The sequence below is a fragment of the Paenarthrobacter sp. 10L412 genome (assembly GCF_056395565.1).
Genome location: NZ_JBFTJT010000007.1, coordinates 66,326 through 87,296 on the forward strand (window position 1 = coordinate 66,326; position 20,971 = coordinate 87,296).

The 20,971-nt window shown below is 61.3% G+C and carries 24 protein-coding genes; 15 read left to right on the plus strand and 9 right to left on the minus strand.

The genetic code is table 11. From position 1 onward, the window contains the following. Positions 1-167: 167 nt before the first annotated feature. A complete protein-coding gene (gene typA, locus AC1DD7_RS10610; protein WP_431115831.1) occupies positions 168-2,084 on the plus strand; it encodes a translational GTPase TypA in 1,917 nt (638 codons plus the stop codon). A 33-nt stretch (positions 2,085-2,117) separates the two neighbouring features. Beyond that, on the plus strand, positions 2,118-2,507 hold the full coding sequence (locus tag AC1DD7_RS10615; RefSeq protein ID WP_477514935.1) for a hypothetical protein: 390 nt from the start codon (positions 2,118-2,120) through the stop codon (positions 2,505-2,507). A gap of 21 nt (positions 2,508-2,528) precedes the next feature. On the opposite strand, the gene AC1DD7_RS10620 is transcribed toward AC1DD7_RS10615, so the two are convergent. Then, positions 2,529-2,765, minus strand: coding sequence for a putative acetyltransferase (locus AC1DD7_RS10620; protein WP_477514936.1), 237 nt, complete (start codon positions 2,763-2,765; stop codon positions 2,529-2,531). Between the two features lie 135 nt (positions 2,766-2,900). Here AC1DD7_RS10620 and fdxA point away from each other — a divergent pair, with 135 nt between their 5' ends. From fdxA to AC1DD7_RS10635, 3 genes are all read left to right on the plus strand, one after another. After that, entirely contained in the window at positions 2,901-3,227 is a 327-nt protein-coding gene (fdxA, locus tag AC1DD7_RS10625) for a ferredoxin (RefSeq protein ID WP_018776555.1), read from the plus strand. A gap of 14 nt (positions 3,228-3,241) precedes the next feature. Next, positions 3,242-4,390, plus strand: coding sequence for a succinyldiaminopimelate transaminase (dapC, locus tag AC1DD7_RS10630; RefSeq protein WP_477514937.1), 1,149 nt, complete (start codon positions 3,242-3,244; stop codon positions 4,388-4,390). A gap of 232 nt (positions 4,391-4,622) precedes the next feature. Beyond that, a complete protein-coding gene (locus tag AC1DD7_RS10635) occupies positions 4,623-5,870 on the plus strand; it encodes a citrate synthase (protein ID WP_477514938.1) in 1,248 nt (415 codons plus the stop codon). On the opposite strand, the gene galE is transcribed toward AC1DD7_RS10635, so the two are convergent. Beyond that, positions 5,867-6,883 carry a UDP-glucose 4-epimerase GalE gene (gene galE, locus AC1DD7_RS10640; RefSeq protein ID WP_477514939.1) on the minus strand — a complete coding sequence of 339 codons (1,017 nt, stop codon included), beginning with the start codon at positions 6,881-6,883 and terminating at the stop codon, positions 5,867-5,869. The two genes, AC1DD7_RS10635 and galE, sit on opposite strands and share 4 nt — an antisense overlap. A gap of 80 nt (positions 6,884-6,963) precedes the next feature. Here galE and AC1DD7_RS10645 point away from each other — a divergent pair, with 80 nt between their 5' ends. Next, on the plus strand, positions 6,964-7,590 hold the full coding sequence (locus tag AC1DD7_RS10645) for a TetR/AcrR family transcriptional regulator (protein ID WP_477514940.1): 627 nt from the start codon (positions 6,964-6,966) through the stop codon (positions 7,588-7,590). 139 nt (positions 7,591-7,729) lie between these two features. Beyond that, complete coding sequence (locus AC1DD7_RS10650) at positions 7,730-8,341, plus strand: hypothetical protein (protein WP_431115826.1); 612 nt, start codon at positions 7,730-7,732, stop codon at positions 8,339-8,341. 29 nt (positions 8,342-8,370) lie between these two features. Here AC1DD7_RS10650 and AC1DD7_RS10655 read toward each other — a convergent pair whose 3' ends face one another. Both AC1DD7_RS10655 and dapD read right to left on the minus strand, forming a co-directional pair. Continuing rightward, complete coding sequence (locus tag AC1DD7_RS10655; RefSeq protein ID WP_477514941.1) at positions 8,371-9,213, minus strand: transglycosylase SLT domain-containing protein; 843 nt, start codon at positions 9,211-9,213, stop codon at positions 8,371-8,373. A gap of 13 nt (positions 9,214-9,226) precedes the next feature. Next, positions 9,227-10,240, minus strand: a complete 1,014-nt coding sequence (gene dapD, locus AC1DD7_RS10660; protein WP_477514942.1) for a 2,3,4,5-tetrahydropyridine-2,6-dicarboxylate N-succinyltransferase — start codon at positions 10,238-10,240, stop codon at positions 9,227-9,229. Between the two features lie 106 nt (positions 10,241-10,346). On the opposite strand from dapD, the gene dapE reads away from it, so the two are divergent. Next, the gene (gene dapE, locus AC1DD7_RS10665; RefSeq protein ID WP_477514943.1) at positions 10,347-11,471 is read left to right on the plus strand and encodes a succinyl-diaminopimelate desuccinylase; all 1,125 of its coding nucleotides are present in this window, start codon (positions 10,347-10,349) and stop codon (positions 11,469-11,471) included. Between the two features lie 94 nt (positions 11,472-11,565). Here the strand turns inward: dapE and AC1DD7_RS10670 are convergent, their stop codons facing one another. The 4 genes from AC1DD7_RS10670 to AC1DD7_RS10685 all read right to left on the minus strand — a co-directional run bounded on the left by AC1DD7_RS10670 (position 11,566) and on the right by AC1DD7_RS10685 (position 14,885). Then, a complete protein-coding gene (locus AC1DD7_RS10670) occupies positions 11,566-12,429 on the minus strand; it encodes an amino acid ABC transporter permease (RefSeq protein WP_477514944.1) in 864 nt (287 codons plus the stop codon). Further along, positions 12,426-13,076 carry an amino acid ABC transporter permease gene (locus AC1DD7_RS10675; protein WP_477514945.1) on the minus strand — a complete coding sequence of 217 codons (651 nt, stop codon included), beginning with the start codon at positions 13,074-13,076 and terminating at the stop codon, positions 12,426-12,428. Before AC1DD7_RS10675 ends, AC1DD7_RS10670 begins: the two co-directional genes overlap by 4 nt. Positions 13,077-13,171: 95 nt before the next feature. Beyond that, complete coding sequence (locus AC1DD7_RS10680) at positions 13,172-14,053, minus strand: glutamate ABC transporter substrate-binding protein (RefSeq protein WP_431115819.1); 882 nt, start codon at positions 14,051-14,053, stop codon at positions 13,172-13,174. A gap of 76 nt (positions 14,054-14,129) precedes the next feature. Then, positions 14,130-14,885 carry an amino acid ABC transporter ATP-binding protein gene (locus tag AC1DD7_RS10685; RefSeq protein WP_216924118.1) on the minus strand — a complete coding sequence of 252 codons (756 nt, stop codon included), beginning with the start codon at positions 14,883-14,885 and terminating at the stop codon, positions 14,130-14,132. A 163-nt stretch (positions 14,886-15,048) separates the two neighbouring features. Between AC1DD7_RS10685 and AC1DD7_RS10690 the strand changes: the two genes are divergently transcribed. The 4 genes from AC1DD7_RS10690 to AC1DD7_RS10705 all read left to right on the plus strand — a co-directional run bounded on the left by AC1DD7_RS10690 (position 15,049) and on the right by AC1DD7_RS10705 (position 17,916). After that, complete coding sequence (locus AC1DD7_RS10690; RefSeq protein WP_431115818.1) at positions 15,049-15,888, plus strand: LOG family protein; 840 nt, start codon at positions 15,049-15,051, stop codon at positions 15,886-15,888. Between the two features lie 18 nt (positions 15,889-15,906). Continuing rightward, positions 15,907-16,248, plus strand: coding sequence for a DivIVA domain-containing protein (locus AC1DD7_RS10695; protein ID WP_477514946.1), 342 nt, complete (start codon positions 15,907-15,909; stop codon positions 16,246-16,248). Positions 16,249-16,328: 80 nt separating this feature from the next. Further along, the gene (locus AC1DD7_RS10700; protein ID WP_477515173.1) at positions 16,329-17,519 is read left to right on the plus strand and encodes a hypothetical protein; all 1,191 of its coding nucleotides are present in this window, start codon (positions 16,329-16,331) and stop codon (positions 17,517-17,519) included. A 229-nt stretch (positions 17,520-17,748) separates the two neighbouring features. Beyond that, a complete protein-coding gene (locus tag AC1DD7_RS10705) occupies positions 17,749-17,916 on the plus strand; it encodes a DUF3117 domain-containing protein (RefSeq protein WP_064721643.1) in 168 nt (55 codons plus the stop codon). A 123-nt stretch (positions 17,917-18,039) separates the two neighbouring features. Here AC1DD7_RS10705 and AC1DD7_RS10710 read toward each other — a convergent pair whose 3' ends face one another. Further along, positions 18,040-18,672 (minus strand): O-methyltransferase, encoded by a 633-nt coding sequence (locus tag AC1DD7_RS10710; RefSeq protein ID WP_223946472.1) that lies wholly within the window; start codon positions 18,670-18,672, stop codon positions 18,040-18,042. Between the two features lie 236 nt (positions 18,673-18,908). Here AC1DD7_RS10710 and sigE point away from each other — a divergent pair, with 236 nt between their 5' ends. The 3 genes from sigE to AC1DD7_RS10725 are packed head-to-tail and all read left to right on the plus strand — an operon-like array spanning position 18,909 to position 20,941. Then, a complete protein-coding gene (sigE, locus tag AC1DD7_RS10715) occupies positions 18,909-19,532 on the plus strand; it encodes an RNA polymerase sigma factor SigE (protein ID WP_477514947.1) in 624 nt (207 codons plus the stop codon). Between the two features lie 7 nt (positions 19,533-19,539). Next, complete coding sequence (locus tag AC1DD7_RS10720; protein ID WP_477514948.1) at positions 19,540-20,511, plus strand: hypothetical protein; 972 nt, start codon at positions 19,540-19,542, stop codon at positions 20,509-20,511. A 31-nt stretch (positions 20,512-20,542) separates the two neighbouring features. Further along, positions 20,543-20,941: a twin-arginine translocase TatA/TatE family subunit gene (locus AC1DD7_RS10725; protein WP_477514949.1), complete on the plus strand. Its 399-nt coding sequence runs from the start codon at positions 20,543-20,545 to the stop codon at positions 20,939-20,941. Positions 20,942-20,971 lie beyond the last annotated feature (30 nt).

Here is a 20,971-nt window from a genome sequence, read left to right on the forward strand (position 1 = left end):
TTAGGGGCTAAATGGCTTGCTTTTTAGGCTGATAAATGCAACTGCGTTTAGACTTGCTGTAGGTGCCCTGTGTCCCGGGGTCTTTTCGTTGTGTGTTCCGATCAGGTGATCAGGTATGCGCGCGGATACAAACAACTGACTTCACCACTGAAACGAGTCATCAACGCATGTCTGAAACCATCACCAACACTGCGTCGCGGAGCGATCTGCGCAACGTCGCGATCGTCGCACACGTTGACCACGGCAAGACCACCCTGGTCGACGCCATGCTCAAGCAGACCAACTCCTTCGCTTCCCACGGTGAGGTTGAGGACCGCGTCATGGATTCCGGTGACCTGGAGCGCGAAAAGGGCATCACGATCCTCGCCAAGAACACCACGGTTGCCTACAACGGCCCGTCGTCCAACGGCGAAACCATCACCATCAACGTCATCGACACCCCCGGCCACGCCGACTTCGGTGGCGAGGTTGAGCGCGGTCTTTCCATGGTCGACGGCGTCGTCCTGCTGGTCGACTCCTCCGAGGGCCCGCTGCCCCAGACCCGCTTCGTGCTCCGCAAGGCCCTTGCTGCGCACCTTCCGGTGATCCTCCTGGTCAACAAGACAGACCGTCCCGACGCCCGCATCGATGAGGTTGTCCACGAGTCCATGGACCTGCTCCTGGGCCTGGCTTCGGACCTTGCCGATGAAGTTCCGGACCTGGACCTGGACAAGGTCCTCGAAGTTCCGGTCGTTTACGCTGCTGCCAAGGTTGGCCGCGCCTCCCTGGAGCAGCCGGAGAACGGCTCCGCCCCGGAGAACGAGGACCTTGAGCCCCTGTTCAAGACCATCATCGAGCACATCCCGGCTCCCACATACAACCCGGATGGCGTGCTTCAGGCGCACGTGACCAACCTGGACGCATCGCCGTTCCTTGGTCGCCTCGCCTTGCTCCGCATCTACAACGGCACGCTCCGCAAGGGCCAGACCGTTGCCTGGGCTCGTGCCAACGGTGAACTCAAGAACGTCAAGATCACCGAACTCCTGGCCACCAAGGCCCTGACGCGCGTTCCTACCGAATCGGCCGGCCCGGGTGAAATTGTTGCCGTGGCAGGCATCGAGGAAATCACCATCGGTGAAACTCTGACGGACGCCGAGAACCCGCAGCCGCTGCCGTTGATCACCGTGGATGACCCGGCGATCTCCATGACCATCGGTATCAACACCTCGCCGCTGGCCGGCAAGGTCAAGGGCGCCAAGGTCACCGCCCGCCAGGTGAAGGACCGCCTGGACAAGGAACTGATCGGTAACGTCTCCATCAAGGTTCTGCCCACCGAGCGTCCCGACGCTTGGGAAGTACAGGGCCGTGGCGAGCTCGCGCTTGCAATCCTCGTTGAGCAGATGCGTCGCGAAGGTTTCGAGCTGACCGTTGGCAAGCCGCAGGTAGTCACCAAGACCATCGATGGCAAGATCCACGAGCCGATGGAACACATGACCATCGACGTCCCCGAAGAGTACCTCGGTGCCGTGACGCAGCTCATGGCAGCCCGCAAGGGCCGCATGACCAACATGGCCAACCACGGCACTGGCTGGTGCCGCATGGAATTCATCGTTCCGGCCCGTGGCCTCATCGGCTTCCGCACCAAGTTCCTCACCGACACCCGCGGTGCCGGTATCGCGGCTTCCATCTCCGAAGGCTACGAGCCGTGGGCCGGTCCCATCGAATACCGCACCAACGGATCGATGGTTGCCGACCGCGCAGGTGTCGTCACCCCGTTCGCCATGATCAACCTGCAGGAGCGCGGTTCCTTCTTCGTGAAGCCCACCTCCGAGGTTTACGAAGGCATGATCGTGGGCGAGAACTCACGCGCCGACGACATGGACGTGAACATCACCAAGGAAAAGAAGCTCACCAACATGCGTGCTGCTTCTTCGGACACCTTCGAGAACCTGACGCCGCCGCGCGATCTGACCCTCGAAGAGTCCCTCGAATTCGCACGTGAAGATGAGTGTGTTGAGGTGACGCCGGAGGACATCCGTATCCGCAAGCTCATCCTCGATTCCAACGAGCGTGCCAAGGCCAACCGCGCCCGCGCAAAGGCCTAGTCCGGCCCGGTTGAACCCGGCTGGAACAGCAGAATGAACAAGGGAGTCGCCAGTACGGCCCGTGGCATAGCCGCGGCCGTGCTGGCGGCTCTTTTTGTTGCTGCGGCAGGAACGGCATTGCACCGGCAGACCATGGTGATATCCGGCGTCGACGTCGCCTGGGGTGTCTGCGCCGCGCTGCTGCTGCTTGCGTCGGTCCAGTTGTGGCTGGCGGCCTGGTCCGGTTCAGTAATCCCGACGGCGGCAGCTGGGGTGGTTGCTTACGCTACCGTCGGTGCATTGTCGTCCGGAGGACCCGACAAGCAGCTGTTGCTGGGCGACGCCGTGGGCAACGTCTGGGTGTTTGGCATAGCGGTGGTCACGTTGATCATGCTTCTGGTTGCCAGCCGCCTGCGGAAGCGATGGCGGACAGCTGTTGAGTAGGTAGCGTCCAGTACGCAGCCGCTAAGGCCGCCCGCGCCGGGGCGGCGGCGGGGGAACCTCTTTCGCTGCGATGACCAACGCCAAGGGAATTTCGACGTCGGAGGTCCGCGTTCGTACGGTGCAGCTGCTTTCTGTGGTGGTCACCAGATACCCCAGCGCATCCGTCAGGCCGTCCTGGATCCTGTAGCGGACCACCACTCGAATGCCCGGCTGGGCTTTGAGCAGAAATTGTCGAGGTGGCAAATGCGGGGGAGTCACCGTTTCATACTAAGACGCGGGCTAGGTTGGCGTCATAGCCCTGTTGGATAATAGGCTCAGAAGTTGAGTGTCCGGCATGATGCCGGCCGTATTACCCCGGCTATAGCCGGGACAAACCGTGGAGAGGTCTGGGACGTGACGTACGTAATCGCGCAGCCGTGTGTAGATGTCAAGGACAAGGCATGTATCGAAGAGTGCCCTGTTGACTGCATTTACGAAGGTGAGCGTTCCCTCTACATCCACCCTGATGAATGCGTCGACTGTGGTGCCTGCGAACCCGTATGCCCCGTCGAGGCCATTTACTACGAGGATGACACCCCGGAAGAGTGGGCTGACTACTACAAGGCCAATGTCGAATTCTTTGACGACCTCGGTTCCCCGGGCGGCGCTGCGAAGATCGGCAACACCGGCAAGGACCACCCGTTCATTGCAGCCTTGCCTCCGCAGAACCAAGACCACTAAGGGCGGTTGCTTCCTTGATTTCCGCGGCACCGGCCTTTGGCCTTAACCTGCCCGACTACCCGTGGGAGGCCATGGCGCCGTATGTGGCCACAGCCGCCAAGCACCCCGGAGGCGCAGTTAACCTGTCCATCGGAACGCCGGTTGACCCCACTCCCGTGCTGATCCGCGACGCGCTGGCTGCGGCGTCGGATGCCCACGGCTACCCAACTGTGCATGGCACCGAAGCCTTGAGGCAGGCTGTTGTGGACTGGTTCGCCACCCGCCGCGGAGTCCTCAACCTGGATCCAAGGGACGTTATGCCCACCGTGGGCTCCAAGGAGCTCGTCGCCTGGTTGCCCTTCTTGCTTGGCCTTGGCACTGGCGACGTCGTGGTCAGGCCTACGGTGGCCTACCCCACGTACGATATCGGCGCGATGCTGGCAGGAGCTACAGCCGTACCGGCGGATAGCCTGGACGAACTGGATGCAGCCACTCGGGCAAGGGTTCGCTTGGTTTGGATCAATTCGCCGGGAAATCCCACAGGCAGTGTCCGGAGCGTTGAATCCCTTCAGCAGATCGTCCGTCAGGCGCGGGAAATCGGCGCCGTAGTGGCCTCCGACGAATGCTACGCCGAGCTGGGCTGGGGCGAATGGGATGTCCAGCGTGGGGGAGAAGCTGTCCCGAGCATCCTGGACCCGCGGGTTTCCGGTGGTTCCACGGATGGCCTGCTTTGCGTCTATTCCCTGAGCAAACAGTCCAATCTCGCCGGCTATCGAGCCGCTTTCGTGGCTGGTGACTCCGCGATTATGGCCAACCTTGTTAACAGCCGGAAGCATGCAGGAATGATCGTGCCCTATCCGGTGCAGGAGGCGATGCGCGTCGCATTGGGCGATTCGGGCCACGTACTTGCCCAGAAGGATCTGTACCGCGGGCGTCGGGAGAGGATTGTTCCGGCTCTTGAGAAGTTCGGATTGCAGATTCATGACTCCAACGCCGGCCTTTATCTGTGGTCTACGGCCGGCGAAGCCACATGGGACACGGTGGGCCGTTTTGCTGAGCTGGGGATCGTCGTAGGTCCCGGTGTCTTCTACGGAGATGCCGGCAACGGCTTCATCCGGGTGGCACTTACCGGCAGCGATGAACGCATTGACGCAGCCGTGGAGAGGTTAAGCGCAAGCTCATAACAATGCTGTGACTTGTGCCACAAGTCGCGTCATTCCGCCAGTAACCGGACGGAACGGATTAGTTCCGGGGGGTTACTGGCGGTAGCTTTTTAACTGACTATCAATGGTGGCCTTCAATAAGAAAGCACTGCGGTCGTTGGAGCCCTGCAACAGTGGGGCCGAAGACGACGTCACCAGAAGTTGGTTGGACAAGCGTTCTATAGAGGCCCAGAGGCCTCATGAAGGGGACTCCATGACTGAGACCACCAGCGCGACACTGCGCCATGCCGGCGGCGAACTTGAACTGCCGCGCATCCAGGTTGTAGAAGGAAACGAAGGTTATGACGTTTCCAAGCTGCTGAAGCAGACGGGCGCCGTTGCCTATGACCCCGGCTTCATGAACACAGCGGCCACCACCTCTGCCATCACGTACATCGACGGCGACGCAGGCATCCTGCGCTACCGCGGGTACCCGATCGAGCAACTCGCCCAGCACTCGAGCTTCCTTGAAGTTTCCTACCTGCTGATCTACGGCAACCTTCCCACCCCCACGGAGCTGGAAGCCTTCGATCAGCGCATCCGCCACCACACGCTCCTGCATGAGGAACTGAAGGGCTTCTTCGGCGGATTCCCGCGCGACGCCCACCCCATGCCGGTGCTTTCCTCGGCCGTTTCGGCGTTGTCCACGTTCTACCAGGACTCGCTGGATCCCTTTAACGCGGAGCACGTGGAAGTTTCCACCATCCGCCTCATGGCCAAGCTGCCCGTTATTGCCGCTTACGCCCATAAGAAGTCCATCGGCCAGCCGATGCTCTACCCGGACAACTCCATGAACCTGGTGGAAAACTTCCTACGGCTGAGCTTCGGCCTCCCGGCCGAGCAGTACGAGCTGGACCCCGTTGTGGTTAAGGCGCTGGACCTGCTGCTCATCCTGCACGCTGACCACGAGCAGAACTGTTCCACCTCTACCGTGCGCTTGGTGGGTTCTTCCAACGCGAACCTCTTCGCTTCGGTATCCGCCGGCATCAACGCCCTCTTCGGCCCCGCCCACGGCGGCGCCAATGAGGCCGTGCTGAAGATGCTGCGCCAGATCCAGGCCGAGGGCATCAAGCCCGAGGACTACATGGAGAAGGTCAAGAACAAAGAAGACGGCGTCCGCCTCATGGGCTTCGGTCACCGTGTCTACAAGAACTACGATCCCCGTGCCAAGATCATCAAGGCAACGGCCCACGAGGTCCTGGGCAAGCTCGGCGGCAACGACGAACTGCTGGACATCGCCATGCGCCTTGAAGAGAAGGCCCTGGCTGATGACTACTTCATCCAGCGCAAGCTGTACCCGAACGTGGACTTCTACACCGGCCTGATCTACAAGGCGATGGGTTTCCCGGAGAAGATGTTCACCGTCCTCTTCGCCATCGGCCGCCTCCCGGGCTGGATTGCCCAGTGGCGCGAGATGATCAACGATCCCCAGACCAAGATCGGCCGCCGTCGTTGGTGTTAGGAAGCGTTGTACCCGTACGGGTTGTTCTTCTGCCAGCGCCAGTGGTCCTCGCACATCTGGTCCACAGTCTTCGTGGTGGACCATCCGAGGTCTGCGAGGGCGGAAGAAGCGTCGGCCCAGAAGGCTGGGAGGTCGCCAGCACGCCTGCCCGTGATTTCGTAGGGCAGCTCGTGTCCGACGGCCTTTTCGAAGGACCGCAGTACCTCCAGCACGGAGGATCCCTTGCCGGACCCCAGGTTCCAGCGGCGGACTCCCGCGCGGTCAGCGATGAAGTTCAGTGCCGCCACGTGACCTTCAGCGAGATCCACGACGTGGATGTAGTCGCGCTGGGCTGTTCCATCAGGGGTGTCATAGTCGCCACCGAAAACCATGAGCTTCTCGCGGCGTCCCACGGCAACCTGGGCGATGAACGGGACAAGGTTGTTCGGAATGCCCTGCGGGTCCTCGCCGATGCGTCCGGACGGGTGGGCGCCAACCGGGTTGAAGTAGCGCAGCAGTGCGATATGCCAGCGGTCGTCCGCGTTGCCCAGGTCCGAGAGGATGTCCTCGATCTGTTCCTTGGTGCGGCCGTACGGGTTGTTGGCACCGATTTCCATCTTCTCGATGTACGGGATGGGATTGTGCTCCCCATACACGGTTGCGGAAGAGCTGAACACGATGGAACGGACGTTGTGCTTGTCCATGGCCCGGAGCAGGTTCAGCGTGCCCACGATGTTGTTGTAGTAGTACGCCAGTGGCTCCTGGACGGATTCGCCCACGGCCTTGAGTCCTGCGAAGTGGATCACGGCGTCGATCTGGTGCTGGTCGAACACGGCCTCGACGGCGGGCTCGTCCACCAGGTCAACCTTGTGGAAGGCTGCAGTCTTGCCGGTGAGCTCGGAAACCCTGCGCAGGGACTCTTCGCTGGAGTTCACGAGGTTATCGAGCACGACGACATCATGGCCGGCTTCCTGGAGGGACAGAACGGTGTGCGAACCGATGTAGCCGGTGCCACCCGTGACAAGAATTTTCATGGTGTCTACGCTATCGGAAATCCGAGCCACGCCGCTCAGTGTTGAGCGGTGTTGAAGCACGTTCGTGCTAAAAAATACTGGTGCCCAAAATTGTTGATGCCGAAGCCCGGCGCCAGGAAGTTGTCCAAGCTGTCTTCAGAATCATTGCAAGCGACGGTTTGGAGCGGGCATCCCTTCGTGAAGTAGCTGATGAAGCAGGGCTGGCCGTAGGCTCGGTGCGGCACTATTTTTCCAGCAGCGACGAGCTTCTCGTGTTCTCCTTTGCCTCCGTCATCGACCGTATCAGCGGCCGGCTGGAGTCAGCTTTGCCGGCCGTTGAAAGCGAGATCCCGGGCAGCGCCGGGCAGCACGCGGCGGTGTTGAACCTCCTGGGACAGTTTCTTCCCTTGGACGAAGAGCTCGCTGTGGACGCCTGCGTTTGGATGGCCTTCCGCCACGCTGCGCGAATCAGACCCGTCCTGGCTGCCGAGGCCGAACGCAGTCACCGCGTGGTCGCTGCCATTGTGGGACGCCTCATCATCCTGTTGAGCCCCGGCGAAGCCGCCGCCCCGCAAAGCCTTGTCACAGAGGCTGAACGGCTCCTGGCCACCATGGACGGCCTTTGCATGCACGCGCTGCTCCAGCCCGAATGGATGACTGCCGAGATGTGCAGTGACGTCCTCACGGCCCATCTCGCGGCTTTCGCTCCGGTGCCGGCGACGCCATAGGCTGTCCCGGCATGCCCTAAGGACGTCCACAGGAAGACCGGTGTGCCGCCCAGCAACCAGTGCCTCCCGCACCGTTACCGTAGCAAGCCAACGGGAATAGACTGGGACATGTCGGGAACCTGCCAAGGGAGGAATTCGGATGCATGAGTCAGGCGGCCCGGGATGGCGCATCACCATGGACACGTCCGGGCCGATGCTCATCGCCCTGTACTTGCGCGACGTAGCTGGACTCGACGGTGCCGGAAAACCGTTACTGTCGCACGCTGCTCCCAAGGTCCGCCATGCCGATCATAGCCACCTCACCTCGGATGTGGGTGGGATCCATGCCCTCAAAACCGAGTGGGAGGCTTGGTGGGAGAAGCTCGTGAAGACCTATCCCAACCCGGCACTTGAGCTCGCGCCGCCCAGTTTCAAGGCCTTCGGCAATTCCCCTGCCCTCCAGCGTGTCCTGCAGGCACACTTTGGCTCAGCTTTGGGATGGGCAACGGACAGGATCGATGAATACGCGAAGATCGAGGCAGAGCGCGAAGCCAACGGGGTTACGGGAGTCTTGAACGAGATGGTGGAGGACAGGCTTCTGGAAGTCGGGCGCAGTTCGCGGGACTTTGATCTCACAATCATCGAGTTGCCGCTCAACGAACCCCGCGCCTGGTATTTGGAGCCCAGCACCATGATCATGAGCCACAAGCTGCTGTCCGAGCCCGATGTCTTCCGCAGTTATGTCCAGCCTGTGGTGGAGATACTTGCCTAAGCAGGGGCTTGCACAAGCTATACACAAATTCAGGTAGTCGGTGCCGAGACCGTGATGGTCAATGACTCAGAGGGCGCCGCCGAAGCAATCCACCCGCTGCGTTTTTCCCTGTTCCACGTCTGACCGCCAACATCGACTTGCGTGATGGAGAGGGACTTGGCGTTGGCAACTGCCCAATGGGCAACTGCCCAGGCTTGCGTACCAGTGATATCCAGTTGCACCGAGCGGCCCTGGACTGTGGCTGGTTGGGGGCCGAACGCCGTCGTCAGTTCCTCCACGACGGCGGCAGGGTCACCGGCCGCTTCAGGCATGCGGAGTTCACAGGTCAGCGCGGATTCGGAATGCCCGGTGAGGGCGGAAGCGAAGGCGCGTCCCATGTTCTCGTGCTGGGCGTATGCCCGGGGGAACGCGGAGCGCTGGACCTGCTGGGCTGCCTGGGTAATTTCCATGGTCTCGTAACCGGGAATTTTGATGAGTCCATTATAGAAGGCGTTCGTCGCGTAGACGGGGTCCATGACCTGTGCCTCGGTTCCCCAGCCTTGCGATGGCCTCTGTTGGAACAACCCCCGGGAATCAGGTCCTGCATCGTCGCCGTAATTGATGTTCCGCAGCTTGGATTCCTGCATCGCGGTGGCGAGGGCGATGCTTGCAGCCCTTGGTGGAAGTCCGCGGTGGACGGAGATAGCCGTGATGAGCGCGGCGTTGGCCGCTTGGTCGGTGGCCAACTCGTAGCTTTCGGAACCCATGACGGCGACGCAGCGCTCCGAGACCAGGGTCTCGGAGCGCTGCAGTATGGCAACTATCGCGTAGATAGCACCGGCCACGAGGGCCAGCGCAAGCACCGCAACGATGGCGCGGCGGAACCGGCGCATTGCTTGTCTTCTGCTAGTTGGCGTGGAGTGCCTCGTTCAACTCCACGGTCTGGCCCTTGCGGGGCAGGACTTCCACGCCACCGGTGGTGGAGTTGCGGCGGAACAGCAGGTTGGGAACACCGGAAAGCTCGACGGCCTTGATGATCTTGCTGGTGTCTTCGCCGTTCTCGTCCTTGGGACCAGGGACACGGACGCGGGTGCCGGCGGTGACGTAGAGGCCGGCTTCCACCACCGAATCGTCGCCGATGCTGATGCCGACGCCGGAGTTTGCACCAAGCAGTACCCGCTCGCCCAAGGCAATCTTTTCCTTGCCGCCGCCGGAGAGCGTACCCATGATGGAGGCACCGCCGCCAACGTCCGTGCCGTCACCGGCCACCACTCCAGCGGAGATGCGGCCTTCCACCATGGACGTGCCGAGGGTTCCGGCGTTGAAGTTCACGAAGCCTTCATGCATCACCGTGGTGCCCTCGGCCAGGTGCGCACCCAAGCGGACGCGGTCGGCGTCGGCGATCCGCACACCTGTGGGAACCACGTAGTCAACCATGCGCGGGAACTTGTCCACGCCGTAAACCACCACGTTGCCGCGCTTACGCAGGCGCGCACGCGTCATTTCAAAACCTTCGACGGCGGCTGGACCGAAGTTGGTCCATACGACGTTGGGGAGCTTGCCGAAGACGCCATCCAGATTGATGCTGTTGGGCTTGACCAAGCGGTGCGAAAGGAGGTGAAGACGCAGGTAAGCATCGGCGGTGTCGGCCGGCGCGGCGTCGAGATCGATCTGTGCAAAGACCACTTTTTGTTCCGTGCCGCGATCGGCGTCTTTGCCGTCGTCAGCCAGGGCAGTGAGCGCGGGATCGGCATTGTCAACGTCGCGAAGGGTTTCAGCGGCTACACCCAGGGCCGGTGCCGGGTACCAGACATCCAGCACGGTTGCTTCCCCGGAAGGCGAGGTTGCGATGGTGGCGAGGCCGAATCCGTAGGCTGATCGGTGGTTTGCGGGCACAGCAGAGGAAACAGTTTCAGTCATGGCCCCAGTGTATCGATCGCCCGTGGCACGGCTGAAACCCGTCTCACCCCGGATAGGTCGCATTTGTTGCCCGAAACACAGCTGCCCGGGGAGTTAAGGTGGAGTGGTGACCCTTAACCCTGCCCCCGCCCTACTGGACCTGCGCCAGGACGTCGCCTTGCTGACAGCCGCGCTCATCGATATCAACAGTGTCTCCGGCAACGAGACCCCGCTTGCCGATCTCGTCGAGGCCGCCCTGCGCGCCATCCCCGAATACACCGTGGTGCGCGACGGCGACGCCATCATTGCCCGCACTGAACTTGGCCGCGCCGAGCGCGTCATCCTCGCCGGACACCTGGACACTGTTCCGCTGCCCACCGTGGAAGGCTCGCTGGGCACCGTTCCGGCAACGTGGGAATCAGGCATCCCCGGGGAGGGAGTGCTTTATGGCCGGGGGACTACCGACATGAAGGGCGGCGTTGCCGTGCAGCTCGCACTCGCGGCGACCCTGTTCGACAACGGCAGCGAGCCGGACAAGGATGTCACCTTTGTCTTCTACGACCACGAGGAAGTGGAGGCCGTCAAGAGCGGCCTGGGCAGGCTGGTCCGCAACCATGGTGACCTGCTCCTGGGGGACTTCGCCATTCTTCTTGAGCCCACACACGGCACAGTTGAAGGGGGCTGCAATGGAACCAGCCGGTTCGAAGCGACCACCATCGGTGAGGCGGCCCACTCAGCCCGCGCGTGGATGGGCAGCAACGCGATCCACGCGGCGGCACCAATCCTCGCCCGCCTCGCAGCGTACGAGCCCCGGACGATCAACGTGGACGGCCTCGATTATCGGGAGAGCCTCAATGCGGTCAGGATCAATGGCGGCACTGCCGGCAACGTCATCCCGGACCGCTGCGTGGTAGAGATCAACTACCGCTTCGCTCCGGACAAGACCCCGGACCAGGCGGAGGCCCACGTGCGGGAGCTTCTGGAGGGATTCGACGTCGTTCGCACGGACGCTGCTGCCGGCGCCCGGCCCGGACTGAACCACCCTGCAGCTGCGTCTTTCGTGGCCGCAGTCGGCGCGGAACCCAAGCCCAAATACGGTTGGACCGACGTCGCGCGTTTCAGCGAGCTAGGCATCCCGGCAGTGAATTTCGGACCCGGAGATCCGTTGCTGGCGCACAAGGACAATGAACACGTCGACGCCGATGCCATCCGTGAGTGTCTTCGTGCTCTCCGGACGTGGCTGGTTCGCTAAAGCCTAAAAGCACTCTAAAAGCACAAAAGAGAAGGTCCGCAGCCGAATGAACGGCTGCGGACCTTCTTTCATGACTAAAGGAATGTTCCCGGTACTACTTCGTTTCAGGTCCAGGGACGTTGACTTCGAGGTCGACGGTCTTGATGGCCGAAGCCATGCCGCCTGCGGCCTTCTTGGAGCCTCGCCTTTCGATCCAGATCGCAAGCCGGGAAACCGACAAGTTGATCAGGATGTAGATCGCGGCGCCAACGAAGAAAGCGGAGAACAACAGGCTGGGTTCCAGATCTGAGATCAGCTTCACCTTACGCAGCAGTTCCTCGTAGGCCACGATGTAGCCAAGCGAGGTGTCCTTAAGGAGAACGACCAACTGTGCAATGAGTGACGGGAGCATGCGGCGGATTGCCTGGGGAAACTCGATGCTCATCCTGGACTGGAAGCTGCGAAGGCCAATGGCCAAACCGGCTTCGCGTTGTCCCTTGGGAAGTGACTGAATACCTGCCCTCAGAATTTCGGCGAAGATCGCTGCGTTGTAGAGGACCAAGCCACTGACCACAGCAGTGAAGGGGGCCGTAGCAAACACCAGGAGCACGAAGAGGATCATGAGCACCACCGGCATGCCGCGGAGGAACTCAAGCACCACCTGTGTGGGAACGCGAATCCAGGAGATCAGGGAAATACGGAGTAGGCACAGTGCCACCCCCAGGGGAAAAGCAATGACGGCTGCGACGCCGGCAGCCTGCAGGGTGGCAAGAACGCCATAGCCGAGCTGCGTCCAAACGTCCTTGGCAGATTCGTTAACAAAGACTTCCCAACGGGAGGCGTTGAATATGCCCTGCGAAGACAGGATGACAATGGCTCCCACCACGCCACCGGCAATGATGATGGACCCGACAACTGAACCAATGAGGGAAACGCGGCGGGCCTTGGGGCCTGGTACGTCATAGAGAACCGAAGTCATCGGGCAATCGCCACCTTTTTCTCGACGAAGTGGGCCAACAAGCCCAGGGGCACGGTGATCAGCAGGTAGAAGAATGCAACACCAATCAAGATCCACATGACCGCGTCACCATGGCTGTTTGACAGCTGCAGGCCATAGCCGAAGAGCTCCAGGACAAAGAAGGCACCCGCGACGGATGAGTTCTTGACCAAGGCAATCATGATGTTGATCAATGGGGGTATGACCGTCCGAACAGCCTGTGGCAGGACCACCAGGCCCAAAACCTGCGTGAACGTCATGCCGATACTGCGGGCTGCCTCGGCTTGCCCCACCGGGACGCTGTTGACGCCGGATCGAACGGCTTCGGCAACAAATGCTGCCGTGTAACTGCTCAACGCGATGATGGCGGCCACTTCAAATTGTTCGAACTTGACGCCGAGCCGGGGAAGCACGATTGCTGAGAAAAAGAAAATGATTGTGAGTGGGGTGTTTCTGGCGACTTCAACATAGAACGTGCTGAAGCCCCGTAAGGCTGCCACGGGCGAGACACGCATTGCGGCGAGGAGAGTACCTGCTGTCAGTGCGATTACGCCGGATGCGACGGCTAGAAACAGGGTTCGGAGAAATCCGTCCCAATATTGGGGGAGGCTTTCGAAGATGGCGTCCATTGGCTTCCTTCGGCTGCTGCGAAAAGGTAGGGAGTCCTCAAGGTCGGTGGCTGCCGCCCTTCCCCAAGGGGAGGGCGGCAGCCACCGGCTTCCGACTAGTAGCGGTCGATCTTGGGCAGCTCAGGAGCGGTCTTGATGACCTTTCCTGCTGTTGCTTCCCAAGCCTTCTTGTACGTGCCGTCCTTGGCGAATCCCTCCAACTGGTCATTGATCCAGTTGCGGAAGACCGTGTCATCCTTCTTCAGGCCGATGCCGTACGGCTCTTTGGTGAACGTTTGGTCCGATGCGAGCTTGAAGGCCTCCGGTTCCTTGTCAACGTAGCCAGCGAGGATCACGTTGTCCGTGGTGACGGCGACAACCTGCTTGTTGCGCAACGGCTCAAGGCAAGCGGTGTAGTTTGCGGCCGGGACCAGTTCGGCACCGTACTTTTCGACGATGGTCTTAGCCGGGGTGGAACCCGTAACAGAGCAGACCTTCTTGCCCTTGACGTCCTCGGGTTTGGTGATGGAGTTGTCGTCCTTGTTCACCAACAGGGCCTGGCCGGCTTCGTAGTACGGACCTGCGAATGCGACCTTCTGCTTGCGGGCATCGTTGATCGTGTAGGTGGCAATGACGATGTCAACGCGGCCCTGCTCGATGAACGGTTCACGGTTGGCGGAAACAGTTTCCACCCATTCGATCTTGTCAGGTTCAATGCCGAGCTTGGCGGCGATGGCCTTGCCGATTTCGACGTCGAAGCCGACAGGCTTGCCGTCCAGGCCCTTCTGGCCGAACAGCGGCTGGTCAAACTTGGTACCAATGGTGATCTTCTTGGCCTGGTTCAACTTCGCCATCGTGGTACCGGCCTCGAAGCTCGCCGAGGCAACAGGCGGAGTGGTGGTGCCACTGCCTCCACCACAGGCGCTCAGCGAGAGGGCCAGTGCAGCCGAAGCGGCCACCAGGAGAGATTTCCTCCGGGTAATAAAAGCCTTCTTCATGACATTCCTTTCATTGGTTGGCCGGCGTACGGCCTGGGTGCGGTCCGTGCGGGCCTGGATGCGGGTCAGCAGGGAGCTAGTGGGTCAGAAGCTTGGACAGGAAGTCCTTGGCGCGGTTGCTCTGCGGATTGGTGAAGAATTCCTCGGGTGTTGAATCTTCCACGATCTGGCCATCGGCCATGAACACGACGCGGTCGGCTGCCTTGCGGGCAAAGCCCATCTCGTGGGTGACCACGATCATGGTCATGCCTTCTTTTGCCAGCTGGATCATGACGTCCAGGACCTCGTTGATCATTTCGGGGTCCAGGGCCGAGGTGGGCTCGTCGAACAGCATCACCTTCGGCTTCATGGCAAGCGCGCGGGCAATGGCCACACGCTGTTGCTGGCCACCGGAGAGCTGCGCGGGGAGCTTGGGAGCCTGGTGGCCGACGCCGACACGTTCCAGGAGGGCCATGGCCTCCCTTTCCGCCGTGCCTTTGGCAACGCCCTTCACCTTGATCGGTCCCAGCGTGACGTTCTCAAGGATCGTCTTGTGGGCGAACAGGTTGAAGGACTGGAAGACCATTCCGACGTCGGCACGCAGGTGGGCGAGTTCCTTGCCTTCTTCCGGGAGCTTCTTCCCGTCGATCGCGATGTCGCCGTCGTCGATCGTTTCCAAACGGTTGATGGCACGGCACAACGTGGACTTTCCGGAGCCGGACGGCCCGATGACCACGACGACTTCACCCTTCCGAACCTGGAGGTTGATGTCTTTGAGGACGTGCAATTGACCGTAGTGTTTGTTGACGCTGTTCAGGGAGACGAGCGCATCGCCGGACACTTGAGTAGTCATAGGACGAATCTAGCGAACAAAGACACAATTATGACCACGGTCACGGCAAGTTCCTCCAGATCGTGACTGAACAGAAACCTGCCCTCCAGCGATATACCAGACTGCAATGCAAGAACCGCGTCGTAGCGTCTTCGCTTGCATTCATCCGCGCTAGCCTTGGGCAATGAGCATTAGCCAGCACCCGATTCCCAGCCCGGACGCGAATGGCCACGTCGCGGGCGTCCACGTGCCCCTGCCTTCGGAGATTGCACCGGCCAAGCACAAGGGCCCTTTGGAACTGCGGCGCAAACAGGCGGACAAGGGAATGTCCGATCAGCATTTGCTGGACACGAGCGGTGCCGGGCAGTTCATCCACACCGATCCCTGGCGCGTCCTGAGGATTCAGAGCGAATTCGTTGAGGGCTTTGGGGCATTGGCCGATATTGGTCCGGCAGTCAGTGTTTTCGGTTCAGCCCGTACCAAACCGGGAACCGAGTACTACGAGATGGCAGTGGATGTAGGGCGCAAGCTCGCCGAAGCCGGAGTCGCAGTGATCACCGGCGGCGGTCCGGGCTCCATGGAAGCCGCCAACAAGGGTGCTGTGGAGGGCAATGGCGTATCTGTCGGGCTGGGCATTGAGTTGCCGTTCGAGCAGGGCCTGAACCAATGGGTGGACCTGGGCATCAACTTCCGGTACTTCTTCGCCCGCAAGACCATGTTCGTGAAATACGCCCAGGGCTTCGTCGTCTTGCCCGGCGGACTTGGAACCTTGGATGAGCTCTTCGAGGCAATGGTCCTGGTACAGACACGCAAGGTGACATCGTTCCCGATCGTGCTGTTGGGTGTTCGTTTCTGGGGTCCAATGATCGAGTGGATCCGGGACACTTTGGTTGCTGAAGGGATGGTGTCCGAAAAGGACCTGGACCTGATCCAGCTGGTGGATGACCCTGCCGATGCCGTCCACCGCGTGTTGCACGGTGCCCCGCTTCCCGCCACCACCAATGGAAACCAGCGCCCGGAGTAGGCGGCTGTTTCTGGCACGATGGTGGCTGTGAGCTTTTTCCTGGTGTTTGTCGCGATTGTCCTGATTGGTGCCGCTTTGTATTTTGGGGCCGGCATCATCCGTGGCGGCTCCGTGGGAGCTGGCCTGGATGACTCCCTGCCCAACTTGCCTCCGGTGCTGCTCCCGGAGAAGGCTGCAGCCACAGACGTCGACGCCGTGCGCTTTGCACTGGGCCTCCGCGGTTACCGCATGGACCAGGTGGACCAGGTCCTTGATGAGCTACGGGGCCAACTGGTAGCCAAGGACCGTGAAATCGAAAGACTCAGTCTGTTGGTCCAATCAAAGCTTGAGGATGGCGACGCCAAGCGGACCACACAGTGAGCACACGTGCACCTGCCCGCTTTGGCGGGGAGGGACCCACTGCGCGCCTTTCGCGGGGTATCTCCGCCGCGGGGGCCCGGATGGCACATTGGCCGTGGTGGCTGCAGGTTTCCTTGGTTTTTGTAGTGGCCCGGGTGGTCAGTGCCTGCATCTTCATGGCGGCTGCCGTGCATCAGGGAGTGAATCCATGGTTCCCTCCCACGCCGGACTACTGGAACTTCATCACCATCTGGGACGGGCGTTGGTACGCGCAGGCTGTGGACAACGGCTACCCCTCCGTGCTCCCGGTGGATGCCAACGGGGTAGTCAAGGAGAACGCCTGGGCGTTTTATGCCTTGTTCCCGTTCCTGGGACGAGGACTCTCTGCCATTACGGGCCTGGGCACTCTGCAGTCCCTCACCGCCATAGCCATGGTTGCTGGCCTCGGTGCTGCCTTGGTGATCTTCAAACTGTTCAGGGAAGCGGCCAGCCGGCGCACCGCGATGTGGGGCGTCATCTTCGTGTCCACCTTCCCGGTGTCGCCAATTCTCCAGGTGCCCTATGCAGAATCCTTGAACCTCATGCTGTTGTCCGGCTCACTGCTCCTTGTGGTCCGGCGACGCTACCTGACAGCCATACCGGTGGTGCTGTTGATGTGTTTGTCCAGACCCACAGGAGTCCCCTTCGCTGCCATGCTGGGCCTCCTCCTGGTTTGGCGGCTCTGGCAGCGTTTCAGGCCCGCAAGCCCGCATGAGGAGCCGCAGGCCAAGTCTTCGTCCACGCCGGAACTGCTGTCCCTGGGGGCCTTGGTGCTCGCCACCGGACTCGGAGCCCTGGCATGGCCCGCCATCGCTTGGGCAGTCACGGGGGATCCCAGCGCCTACACGCGTACGGAAACTGCCTGGCGCGGACATGACCTGGTGCCCTTCAAACCGTGGTTCGATACCGGAAGGATGCTGTTCGGTCCGGTTCTTGGCGTGCTTGCGCCCTTCGTTTTCGTCGGCTTGTTCGTCCTGCTGATGGTTTCAAAGCCTGTCCGGGCACTGGGAACGGAAATGCGGCTTTGGTGCGCCTGCTACATGGGCTATTTGCTGGTGTTCCTGCATCCTCAAACCAGTACTTTCCGGATGCTCCTTCCGCTTTTCCCGCTGGCCCTCGGGGCAGCGCTGCTGTCCAAGTCCAAGGCGTACAGGGGAACCGTCGTCGTCATGTTTGTCCTCCTCCAGATCGTCTGGGTGGTGTGGCTTTGGGCGTGGGCGCCATTGCCCGGAGGCGGTGACTATCCGCCATAACCCGACTGTCCGCCGTCGGGAAGTGTCTTTGTTCCGTGTCGGGGTAATTAGTCCATTGATTCGCTACGGACGGGTAAGTACGGGATAATGGAATACGAGCAAGGACAAAAGCACCTAAAAGTGCCCGGCCAAGGCGGCCTCCCAAGCGGTGCCGCCGGCTGCAATTGCGAAGCGGATCCAGCCCGGCCGGGTTGGGCGTGACTTGGGACAAATGGAGGGGATTTTCCTAATGGCGGCTATGAAACCACGTACTGGCGACGGCCCTATGGAAGTAACCAAAGAGGGACGCAGCCTGATCATGCGTGTGCCGCTCGAAGGCGGAGGACGGCTTGTAGTCGAGCTCAATGCCGCGGAGGCGGAGAACCTCAAGGAATGCCTTGTAGGCGTTACCGAATAGATTCATAGGCAGGCTGGATTCAAAAGACCAGGGCCCGGCGAGAGCCGGAGCCCTGCTTTTGTTTAAGCAGTAGCGTCTTTCTTCGGTGCCGTTCTTTAAGAATGTCCGCTAAATGGCAATTGCCTATTTTTTGACAGCCACCAGAAGTCCGTCACCGGTGGGAAGCATCGCAGAGGCCAGGCGGTCGTCGTCGCGAATGGATTTTCCAACTTGCCGGAGAACCACAGTGGTGGAGTCGCGGGCTGCTGGATTTGAGACGCGGTCCTTATCCAGGGCGTCGTTGATCACCAGGGTGCCTCCGGTCTTGAGCAACCGGACAGCCTGTTCAACGTAGCGGGGGAAGTTCGGCTTGTCGGCGTCGATGAAGACAAGGTCGTAGGCGGAGTCCGTGAGGCGTGGGAGGACGTCGGCGGCCCTGCCGGAGATGGTCCGCGTGCGGTTGGCGGGGCTGCCGGACTCCAGGAAGGCTTCGCGGGCGGCCTTGAGGTGTTCGACATCGACGTCGATGGTGGTCAGGACGGCTTGTGGACCCAGACCGCGCAAAAGACAAACACCTGAGACTCCTGCGCCTGAACCAACCTCAACTACTGTCTGTGCCTTTGAAGCGGCGGCAAGGACGGTCAACACCGCGCCAACGCCGGGGCTGATGGGCTTAACCCCCAGCTCGAAGGACCTCTCCCGGGCGCGCAACAAGACGTCATCCTCAGCAGGCAGATCTTCTGCATAGGACCAGCTGGTTGACTTGTCGGCACTCATGAAGGGTTCGCTTTCCGCGCGTAGGGGTGTCTCTACCAGCCTACTGTGTCCGGTGCTGCAAACCCCGTGTTCGCAGCCGTCCCGGGATTGTGTCTGCGGCAGGATTTCGCCTTGCGTGGAAATTGTGCCTTAGTCAGGAAATTCCCAGACAAACTTGGGATGATATTGATCCGGTCATCCACGTGGTGGGCGGCACCGGACAAGTACGGTGAACCACAGTTTGAGGGGAGTGGACGATGCCGGCATCGCATGCTGCGCCAGTCCAGACATCGGAGAGCCTGGAGGCCGTTACGGACTGGGTTATGCCCAGTTGGGAGGACGTGGTCGCCAACCACTCCGCCAAGGTATACCGCCTTGCCTACCGCCTGACCGGAAATAAGTTCGACGCCGAGGACCTCACCCAGGAGGTGTTCGTCAGGGTTTTCCGTTCGCTGGAAAACTTCAAGCCGGGGACCCTGGACGGGTGGCTGCACCGTATTACCACCAACCTTTTCCTGGACCAGGCACGTCGTAAGAGCCGAATCCGCTTTGACGCCCTTGCCGAGGACGCCGAGTCACGCCTGCCGGGCCGTGAGCCAGGCCCCGAGCAGAGCTTCGAGCACAACAACCTGGACCTTGATGTTCAGCGTGCGTTGGAAGAATTGCCACCGGATTTCAGGGCTGCCGTTGTTCTGTGCGATCTTGAAGGATTGTCTTACGACGAAGTGGCGGAGGCGCTGGGCGTGAAGCTGGGCACCGTCAGGTCCCGTATCCACCGTGGCCGCACCATGCTGCGGGAGAAGCTGGCCCACCGTGACCCCCGCCCGGCTGACGCCCGCAAGCCCCGCCTGAAGATGCCTCGCATCGCCAGCATTCTTTAGGTAGTCGATGCCTCGACGCCACATCCGTCCGGGTGCCCTGTCACGTCGCAAACTGGCTGCACGTTACAAACTGGCTGCCCTGCGCCACACCCGGAACCCTGAGCACCTACGGCATTGCCCGGAGTGCCGTGCTGCCCTGAACAGGGAACGGCAGTATCTCGAACGGCTTCGCGGTGCGGCGGTGCCCGAAGCCAGCCATGACCTTACGGCGCGTTTGCTCCAGCACACACAACGCCTCGCGAATGAGCAGGCCCCGCCGGTCGCAAATTGGCGGACCGGGCGTGGTGCGACCATGGGTGGTGCGTGGCGGGCCGTTCGGATCGCCGGCGTGGCCGCGGGCACTCTCACGGTCAGCGCAGGTGCACTGGGCCTTGCCGCATATGCGGTGGCAGGAGATACCGCGCCGCAAGCAGGCATCGGTGCAGGCAACCACGCCTCGTCCCTTTCCAGCGCATTCACCGGCGGCCCCGCGGAGCTGATGGTGACGCCGGAATTCGTGGCGACGCCGGACTTCCGCCCCACCGCACCCGTGAATTTGAGCTCGGAGCAGTTGGATGCCCTGCGGGACCGGGGATGGGCATGTCCTGAACTTGGCGGTATGGGCTTCCACGTCGTTGCTGCCAAGGCCACCATGCACAACGGTCACCCGGCGGTGGAACTCCGGCTGGAAAGCAACGGCCATTACGCCACTGTTGTGGAAGAGCACCTGCAGGCTTCAGACATCGCCGTCACTGGACGCCCGGCATCGGCGCAACTCTCTCTCACGCAGGGGACGCCGTGGGAGGCTGTATACCGGACCTCCGCGGCAGTCCTCAGCTACTCATCGGACCTGCCGGCTGATGTAGCCGACGACGCCGTTCCCGAGTTGGTTCGTGCAGGCGACTCCATGATCAGCACGAAAGCTCCGCACGCCTCCGAGACGTGGTCCGAACGGATGATCCGCGGCCTCCGGACACTGCTCCGTCCCGCTGGTTTATGACCGGCACCACAGACAAGGTAATCTTCGTAGCGTGTTTGGAATCAACGGCCCGGAGTTCATACTCCTTCTGATTATCGGCGTACTCGTCATCGGTCCCAGCCGCTTGCCCGAATACACTCAAAAGCTCGCCAACCTGGTGAAGGAAGTCCGCCGGATGGCCTCCGGCGCACGCGAGCAGATCAAGGAAGAAGTCGGCATCGACATCGATGAGGTCGACTGGAAGAAGTACGATCCCCGCCAGTACGATCCGCGACGCATCATCAAGGATGCGTTGCTTGATGACGATTCCAAACCCGTCAACGCCGGGGCGCCTGCCGCGGCGGCGACAGTTGCGGCCGCAGCAGTGGACACGAAGCCCAAGGCTCCGGCCCGCATTATTGAGCGCCTCGCCGAGGGCGAGGCCGCGCCTTTCGATACCGAAGCTACGTAACCTCCCAAGGCCTTTTCGAAACCCAGTGGC

Excerpts from the sequence above, each read along its gene's own strand:
- AC1DD7_RS10615 (WP_477514935.1), top strand. The coding sequence starts at position 2,118 with ATGAACAAGGGAGTCGCCAGTACGGCCCGTGGCATAGCCGCGGCCGTG.
- typA (WP_431115831.1), top strand. The coding sequence starts at position 168 with ATGTCTGAAACCATCACCAACACTGCGTCGCGGAGCGATCTGCGCAAC.
- AC1DD7_RS10700 (WP_477515173.1), top strand. The coding sequence starts at position 16,329 with ATGGCACATTGGCCGTGGTGGCTGCAGGTTTCCTTGGTTTTTGTAGTG.
- AC1DD7_RS10695 (WP_477514946.1), top strand. The coding sequence starts at position 15,907 with ATGGTGGCTGTGAGCTTTTTCCTGGTGTTTGTCGCGATTGTCCTGATT.
- dapD (WP_477514942.1), bottom strand. The coding sequence starts at position 10,240 with ATGACTGAAACTGTTTCCTCTGCTGTGCCCGCAAACCACCGATCAGCC.
- AC1DD7_RS10635 (WP_477514938.1), top strand. The coding sequence starts at position 4,623 with ATGACTGAGACCACCAGCGCGACACTGCGCCATGCCGGCGGCGAACTT.
- sigE (WP_477514947.1), top strand. The coding sequence starts at position 18,909 with ATGCCGGCATCGCATGCTGCGCCAGTCCAGACATCGGAGAGCCTGGAG.
- AC1DD7_RS10690 (WP_431115818.1), top strand. The coding sequence starts at position 15,049 with ATGAGCATTAGCCAGCACCCGATTCCCAGCCCGGACGCGAATGGCCAC.
- galE (WP_477514939.1), bottom strand. The coding sequence starts at position 6,883 with ATGAAAATTCTTGTCACGGGTGGCACCGGCTACATCGGTTCGCACACC.
- AC1DD7_RS10670 (WP_477514944.1), bottom strand. The coding sequence starts at position 12,429 with ATGACTTCGGTTCTCTATGACGTACCAGGCCCCAAGGCCCGCCGCGTT.
- AC1DD7_RS10705 (WP_064721643.1), top strand. The coding sequence starts at position 17,749 with ATGGCGGCTATGAAACCACGTACTGGCGACGGCCCTATGGAAGTAACC.
- AC1DD7_RS10710 (WP_223946472.1), bottom strand. The coding sequence starts at position 18,672 with ATGAGTGCCGACAAGTCAACCAGCTGGTCCTATGCAGAAGATCTGCCT.
- AC1DD7_RS10655 (WP_477514941.1), bottom strand. The coding sequence starts at position 9,213 with ATGCGCCGGTTCCGCCGCGCCATCGTTGCGGTGCTTGCGCTGGCCCTC.
- AC1DD7_RS10685 (WP_216924118.1), bottom strand. The coding sequence starts at position 14,885 with ATGACTACTCAAGTGTCCGGCGATGCGCTCGTCTCCCTGAACAGCGTC.
- AC1DD7_RS10720 (WP_477514948.1), top strand. The coding sequence starts at position 19,540 with ATGCCTCGACGCCACATCCGTCCGGGTGCCCTGTCACGTCGCAAACTG.
- AC1DD7_RS10675 (WP_477514945.1), bottom strand. The coding sequence starts at position 13,076 with ATGGACGCCATCTTCGAAAGCCTCCCCCAATATTGGGACGGATTTCTC.
- AC1DD7_RS10650 (WP_431115826.1), top strand. The coding sequence starts at position 7,730 with ATGCATGAGTCAGGCGGCCCGGGATGGCGCATCACCATGGACACGTCC.
- AC1DD7_RS10680 (WP_431115819.1), bottom strand. The coding sequence starts at position 14,053 with ATGAAGAAGGCTTTTATTACCCGGAGGAAATCTCTCCTGGTGGCCGCT.